The 5,685-nt window shown below is 64.6% G+C and carries 5 protein-coding genes and 1 pseudogene; 2 read left to right on the top strand and 4 right to left on the bottom strand.

Going from position 1 to position 5,685, the window contains the following annotated elements; translation table 11 throughout:
- Positions 1 to 172: 172 nt before the first annotated feature.
- The 4 genes from ACS5Q1_RS46210 to ACS5Q1_RS46195 are packed head-to-tail and all read right to left on the bottom strand — an operon-like array spanning position 173 to position 4,488.
- Complete coding sequence (locus tag ACS5Q1_RS46210) at positions 173 to 1,420, bottom strand: ABC transporter substrate-binding protein (protein ID WP_473104511.1); 1,248 nt, start codon at positions 1,418 to 1,420, stop codon at positions 173 to 175.
- 19 nt (positions 1,421 to 1,439) lie between these two features.
- Entirely contained in the window at positions 1,440 to 2,288 is an 849-nt protein-coding gene (locus ACS5Q1_RS46205) for a carbohydrate ABC transporter permease (RefSeq protein WP_473104510.1), read from the bottom strand.
- Positions 2,285 to 3,256 carry a carbohydrate ABC transporter permease gene (locus ACS5Q1_RS46200; protein WP_473104509.1) on the bottom strand — a complete coding sequence of 324 codons (972 nt, stop codon included), beginning with the start codon at positions 3,254 to 3,256 and terminating at the stop codon, positions 2,285 to 2,287. Before ACS5Q1_RS46200 ends, ACS5Q1_RS46205 begins: the two co-directional genes overlap by 4 nt.
- Complete coding sequence (locus ACS5Q1_RS46195; RefSeq protein WP_473104508.1) at positions 3,253 to 4,488, bottom strand: mandelate racemase/muconate lactonizing enzyme family protein; 1,236 nt, start codon at positions 4,486 to 4,488, stop codon at positions 3,253 to 3,255. The genes ACS5Q1_RS46200 and ACS5Q1_RS46195 overlap by 4 nt, the downstream gene beginning before the upstream one ends.
- A 61-nt stretch (positions 4,489 to 4,549) precedes the next feature.
- Between ACS5Q1_RS46195 and ACS5Q1_RS46190 the strand changes: the two genes are divergently transcribed.
- Together ACS5Q1_RS46190 and ACS5Q1_RS46185 are read left to right on the top strand one after the other, a co-directional pair.
- Positions 4,550 to 5,194: a GntR family transcriptional regulator gene (locus ACS5Q1_RS46190; RefSeq protein ID WP_473104507.1), complete on the top strand. Its 645-nt coding sequence runs from the start codon at positions 4,550 to 4,552 to the stop codon at positions 5,192 to 5,194.
- Positions 5,195 to 5,301: 107 nt separating this feature from the next.
- Positions 5,302 to 5,522, top strand: a pseudogene (locus tag ACS5Q1_RS46185) (ATP-binding cassette domain-containing protein); the annotation flags it as partial.
- Between the last annotated feature and the right edge of the window lie 163 nt (positions 5,523 to 5,685).

Here is a 5,685-nt window from a genome sequence, read left to right as displayed (position 1 = left end):
TTTCATCAGGGCCAGCGGTCACATGAGCCGCACTCACAGGCCGTAGATATGACTGCACCCGACCACTTGCACTCACGTTCAACAAAACCCTTGCCGGCAGGGAGCGTCCAGATATGACGATGCCATTCCGGCATCGGATGCTCTTTTTCTGTTGGCTGTTCGGTTCCGGGCGTCAGCTCAACGTCTTGTCGAGGCTTCGCATCATCGCGTCGACGGCGTTCTCGACCGTCGAGTTGCCGACGAGGATCTTCTGGAACTCGGGGAACATCTGGTTCTGCCCCCAGGCCTCGACACCGGGGGTGTCGATCGCGTTCTGCCCGAACGACAGCGTCTCGATAGCGGGCTTGTAGAGCGGATTGCCTGTGATGCGCGGATCCTGGGCGACCTTGAAGGACGCTGGGAAGTAGCCCGTCTCCTCGAGGAGCGCGATCGAGGGGTCTGGTTCCGCCCAGAAGCTGACCCAGTTCCAGGCCGCCTCCCGATTCCGGTCGTTGGAGACGCCGTTGTAGAGGTTGTCGACGCGGGCCGCCCGCAGGACCGGACCCTTCGGCCGCAACGTGGTGCCGATCTGGTTCGGCTTGAGCGCGGCCGTCAGCTCCGTCAACGATCCGGTGTGATGCCAGATCATCGCCGTCTGCCCCGTCTTGAAGCCCTCCATGATCTGCCGGAAGCTGTCGTTGGGCGCGCTCGGGGGCACGACCTTGTGCTTGGTGTAGAGATCCGAGAAGAAGCGCACCGCCTCGATCGCCTTCGTCCGGTCGATGGCGGGCTTGCCGTCGACGACGATCGGCGAACCGTAGGCGATCAGCAAGTCCATCAGGTACTGGTGGCCGCCGCCGCCGCCCCGCATGCCGAACCCATAGCGGTTCTTGGCCGGATTCGTGATCTTGATGCAGGCCTCGAGGAACTCCTGCATCGTGTCCGGGGGCCCTGACAGGCCTGCTTCCTCGAAGAAGTCCTTGCGGTAGTACATCCAGTTGACGAACGAGTAGGCCGGGACGCCGAAGGGCTTGCCGTCGCGCTCGGCGCCCTTCCAGGCGCTCGGCTTGAAGTCGGCCTTGCGATCCCATTTGGCGACCTCGGGCGAGAGGTCGAGCAGGGCCTTCATGGCGTACATGTCGGCAAAGCGCTCGGCCGCGATCATGCAGGTATCGGGACGGCTGTTGGCTACCACGGAGGCGGTCACCTTCGTCAGGTACTCGGCGTTCGGGATCGTCTCGATCGCCATCGACATGTTGGGGTACTTGGCGCGGAACATCTCGGTCAGGCGGCGCAGGCCCTTCTGCTCGCTCTGGCTTGCGAAGTGGTGCCAGTAGCTCAGGCGGACCGGGCTCTGCGCGCGGGCCAGGCCCGGCGCGCCGAGTGCTGCGAAGACCGCCCCGTACTGGAGAATTCCGCGGCGTGTCAGATGGCTGTTCATTGTGTCCTCCCTTGATTGTTTACCCCTTGGTGGCGCCCTCGGTCAGGCCGCGCACCATCGATCCCTGGACGAAGGCGAAGAGCACGACGACGGGAATGATGCTGATGACCCCGCCCGCCGCGAGCAGTCCCCACGGCAACTGGAAGTCGCCGATCATGAGTTGCAGGCCGACGGGCCAGGTCCGGGTGTCGGCCCCGGTCGTGAGCATCAGGGCGAACAGGAACTCGTTCCAGGCACTGATGGCGATGAGCACGGTGGTGGCCAGGATGCCGTTGCGGGCGACCGGCAGCGCGATCCGCCACATCGCCCCGAGCCTGGAGCAGCCGTCGATGCGGGCGGCCTCCTCCAGTTCACCCGGCAGGTCGTCGAAGAAGCCCTTCATGAGCCAGATGAACATCGGCAGCAGGAAGCTGGCATAGGCGAGCGCCAGACCGAGCTTGGTGTCGAGGAGCCCGATGGCCTTCATGATGATGAAGAGCGGGATGATCTGCATCACGGCCGGGAACATCCGGATCGCCAAGAGACCCATCAGCAGGGGCTGGCGTCCGCGGAAGGCCTCCCGCGACAGCGCATAGGCCGCGAGCGTACCCACGACCAGGCAGATGACGACCGTGAGCGTCGTGGCCGAGAGGCTGTTGCGGAACAAGGTCGGGAAATCGGTCTGGTCCCAGAGCTCTCGGTAGTTGGCCAGCGTCAGGGTGCTCGGCCAGTACACGACGCCCTGCGCGGTGACGATGTCGGCCTCCGTCTTCAGGGACGTGAGCACGAGCCAGACGATCGGTCCCAAGGCCGTGAGGCCGAAGAACCCGGCAACCGCATAGGTTGCGACATTCCAGAGGCGGCGTTCGCGTGCACTTCCGACGATCATGCGTGCCTCCCGACGCCGGAGGCCCGGACATAGAGGAAGGTGAACAGCATCAGGATGACCAGCATCACGACGGCGAGCGCCGAGCCGTACCCGAAGTCGAAGCCGCGGTAGGCGGTCTCGAACGCGTAGAGCGAGAGCACCAGGGTGGAATGTCCCGGTCCACCCTGCGTCAGGATGAGGAGCAGGTCGGGCGAGTTCACGAGCGAGATCACCCGCAGGATCACAGCCACGAGCATGACGTTACGGAGCATGGGCAGGGTCACGAAGCGGAAGCGCTGCGTCGGAGTGGCGCCGTCGATGGAGGCTGCCTCGTAGAGCTCATGCGGGATGCCCTTGAGCCCGGCCATGAACAGCAGCGTGAAGAAGGGGAAGCCGCACCAGGCCTCGATGACGACGGCGGTGCCGAAGGCCGTGGCCGGATCGGAGAACCAGGCCTTGTACTGCGCAAGGATGCCGAGTCGGACGAGGATGTCGTTGAGGACGCCGAGGCGCGGATCGAGCATCAGCGCCCACATGTTGCCCGCCACGACCTTCGGCAGGAACCACGGCAGCAGCACAAGCACAGCGATGAGCTTCAGCCCCGGCAGGGCCCGGTTGAGGGCAAGCGCGCTGACCATGCCGAGGCCGACCTCAAGGACGCAGGCGATGCCGACCCACAGGAAGGTGTTGCGCACCGCAAGCCAGAACACGTCGTCGGACAGCATGGCGACGAAGTGCCTCAGTCCAACGAACCCCGTCCCGAGATCGGGACGGGTCAGGCGCATCTCGTGCACGCTGAGGCTGAGGCCATAGAACAGCGGGTAGATCACGATCAGGGCCAGCAGGATCACGGCAGGCGCCAGCAGGGCAACAACCCAGAACCTGCCGTCGGACCAGTGGCTCAGAAGGTGGAGGGGATTGTAGCGGTCGGCGATCAGTGCCAGCCGCGTCATCCCCTGCCCGTGCGAGGAATCCTGGAAGGCGCTCATGCGGCGGATATCTCGAGGGGGATCGGAGGAGCGGGAAGGATGCCGGCGGCGGTCTCCTGTCCGGCCTCGGGGCAGCGGAACTCGGCCCGTGCCCGATCGGAGAGCCGGATTCCATGGCCCGGCCTGTCCGGCGCGTAGGCATAGCCACCTTCGATCCGGACGGTCTCCTCGACAAGGATCGTCGTGTTCTGGAAGCTGTATTCCAGCCAGTGGCATTCCGGCAGCGCGCAGGCCACGTGGACGCCGATCTCCATGCTGGTGTTGCCGAGCGACACCTCGAGGCCATGCTCGGCCGCCAGCCACCCGGCCCGCAGCGAGTCCGAGATCTTGCCGTGGACGTTGAGGATGTCGACGGCGCGCGCCGCGATCAGCGCCCGCTTGCCCGCGAGGTCGAGGTACTCGCCCGTGTTGAGATGGGTGTGGGGCAACGCCTCTCCGACCTGGCGCAAGCCCTCGAAGTCCTCGCGCAGGCAGGGATCCTCGAGCCAGTAGATCGGGAAGCCGGCATCCTGGTAGGCGTTGATGCGCCGGATGGTCTCCTTGGGCGTCCAGGCCTCGTTGGAGTCGACCATGATGAGCGCCTCGGGTCCGACGGCATCGCGCAGCAGGCTGAGGCGATTGAGGTCCCACGCGACGTCGCGGTGGCCGACCTTGATCTTGAAGGCCTCGTAACCATTGGCCTTGGCCTGGGCGAAGAAGTGGCTGTAGTGGTTGTCGGACAGATGGTAGTCGAGGCCGCTGGCATAGGCGCGCACGCGCCCCTCCTTGCCGCCCAGAAGGCGCCAGAGCGGCAGGCCGAGGGCCTGGGCGTGGAGATCCCACAGGGCCTGGTCGATGGCCTCGGCGAAGCCGTAGGGCAGCATCCGGCGGTTGCCGCCGCGGGGGCGCAGGATGCGATTGATGAGGACGGTGGGTATCTCGCCCTTGAGGCCCGGCATGGCCTGGTCCTCGAAGATGCGGGTCAGTTCGCGTTCCGACGGCAGCCCGTAGAAGAGGTCGAAGAAGAATCCGGTGCCCACCAGGCCATCGCTCGTGGTGAGCTCGAGCACGCCGATGTTGGCCTTCTCGATCCGGACCTGGCTGTCGCCGATCACCCGGTCCCGGGGGAAGGAGAAGCGCAGGAGTCGCGCCTCGCGGATCGTTCCTGTCTGGCTGCGGGATGATGGCAGGTCGCTGTGGGACAAGGTTCGGACCTTCGTGTTGCGGAGCGGGCTGGCTCGAGGTTTACACATCAAAATGCTCCTGATATATTTTTGTCAAGACATGTGATGTATCAGATAATGAGACTGAAGTATGAGCCTGAGTGACGTCGCCTATCAGCGCTTCAAGCAGCGCCTTTTCGATCACACGATCGACCTCGGTGCCGTCATGACCCAGGGGCAGCTCTCGGAGATGCTCGACGTGCCCGTCACGCCGCTGCGAGACGCCATCCGGACGCTTCACGCCGAGGGCCTGGTCGAGATCCTGCCCCGGAATGGCATCCGCATCGTCCGGCCGGGCATGGAGATCATCCGGCACACCTACCAAATGCGCCGTCTGATCGAGAAGGAAGCGGTCTCGCACTTCTGCTCGGTGTGCTCCCAGGAGGAGATCGATCGCTTCACCCGCACCCATGACGAGGTCGAGGCGCGCATCCGCGCAGGCTTGCGCCAGCCGGAGCTCGGGGACGCGATCGAAGCCATGGAGCGCGAGTTCCACGACACGATGGTCGGCAGTCTCGGCAACCCCTACATCGATGCGGTCTACGCGCAGGCCGGCGACCGCATCAAGGTGATCCGCATCGACAGGCGCTACGTGATCACGCCCCCGCTCGTCCAGAACACGATCGCGGAGCATCGGGCGGTGATCCGGGCCCTGGAGAAGCGCGACGTCGCGGCGGCGGTGAAGGCGATGGAAGACCACATGTCCTCCGCCCTCCAAAGAGCTATGGGGCTTTGACATTCACCGCAGTGCCTTGGCGGCGGATAAGAAAGCAGGCATCCAAGAGACCCTGCGACCCTGAACGCTCGCAACTAACGAACCCAGCAAACGGAGGAACGCGCCTCATGTCGTCAATCGAGATCGGCAACGTCCGCAAGTCCTACGGTGCCCGTCGAGATCATCAAGGGGCCGACATCGACATTTGGGATGGCGAGTTCCTGATCCTGGTCGCCCCTCAGGCTGCGGCAAGTCGACCTTGCTGCGCATGATCGCGGGCCTGGAGGACATCACGGGCGGCGAGATCCGTATCGGCTCGCGGGTGGTCAACAACGTGCCGCCACCAGACAGCTAATCGAGGAGCCATCCTGTTGTCGATCTTCAAACAGCATCGTCATATCTGGACGCTCCCTGCCGGCAAGGGTTTTGTTGAACGTGAGTGCAAGTGGTCGGGTGCAGTCATATCTACGGCCTGTGAGTGCGGCTCATGTGACCGCTGGCCCTGATGAAAG

The sequence above is a fragment of the Microvirga sp. GN3 genome, from assembly GCF_055792825.1.
This window is presented reverse-complemented; position numbering and strand designations above follow the sequence as displayed.

What these genes read in the sequence shown, in the direction of transcription:
- ACS5Q1_RS46195 (WP_473104508.1), bottom strand. Translation starts at nt 4,488, where the DNA reads ATGTGTAAACCTCGAGCCAGCCCGCTCCGCAACACGAAGGTCCGAACC.
- ACS5Q1_RS46205 (WP_473104510.1), bottom strand. Translation starts at nt 2,288, where the DNA reads ATGATCGTCGGAAGTGCACGCGAACGCCGCCTCTGGAATGTCGCAACC.
- ACS5Q1_RS46200 (WP_473104509.1), bottom strand. Translation starts at nt 3,256, where the DNA reads ATGAGCGCCTTCCAGGATTCCTCGCACGGGCAGGGGATGACGCGGCTG.
- ACS5Q1_RS46210 (WP_473104511.1), bottom strand. Translation starts at nt 1,420, where the DNA reads ATGAACAGCCATCTGACACGCCGCGGAATTCTCCAGTACGGGGCGGTC.
- ACS5Q1_RS46190 (WP_473104507.1), top strand. Translation starts at nt 4,550, where the DNA reads ATGAGCCTGAGTGACGTCGCCTATCAGCGCTTCAAGCAGCGCCTTTTC.